Genomic DNA, 473 nt, shown 5'->3' on the forward strand with positions numbered 1-473 from the left:
ATATAAAAGTACGTATTATTAATAAGATAATTAAACACTTCTTCTTTTTTTATTTTATGAGGAAGATCACAATTTACTTCAACTTTTTCTTCAGAGTGCTGAGATACATATTTAATATTATTTTTATCTATCTCAAGTTCTTTACGTTGGAAAATTAAAATAACATGAGAATCTTTGTTGTTGATTTTTTTTATGTTTTCTACTTTGTAATCATTACATATAATTCTTTTGTCAAAGTGTTCAGCTCTTCTAAAATCTTTTCTATTTTTATATTTTTTATTATAAATTTTTTTGACAATGAAAAATATCCCTATAACAATTAATAAAAATAGAACGAAAAGAAAAGTTGCCATATAATTTTTCCTCCTTTACGTTTTATATTTGCACATAAATAGTTACTTTTATTGTTATTCCTCATTTGAAAGCTTTTAAACAGCTGCATCAATCCAACCAGATAATTAGCACTCTTAGAT

General features: G+C 23.0%; 1 protein-coding gene. It reads right to left on the reverse strand.

What is annotated here, in order from left to right; all coding sequences use genetic code 11:
- Positions 1-353, reverse strand: a 353-nt coding sequence (locus ACF91D_RS31850) for a hypothetical protein (protein ID WP_392438716.1), incomplete at its 3' end; no start/stop codon positions are given.
- Between the last annotated feature and the right edge of the window lie 120 nt (positions 354-473).

Source organism: Staphylococcus sp. 231237_7MaSpsaltlick (genome assembly GCF_043107035.1).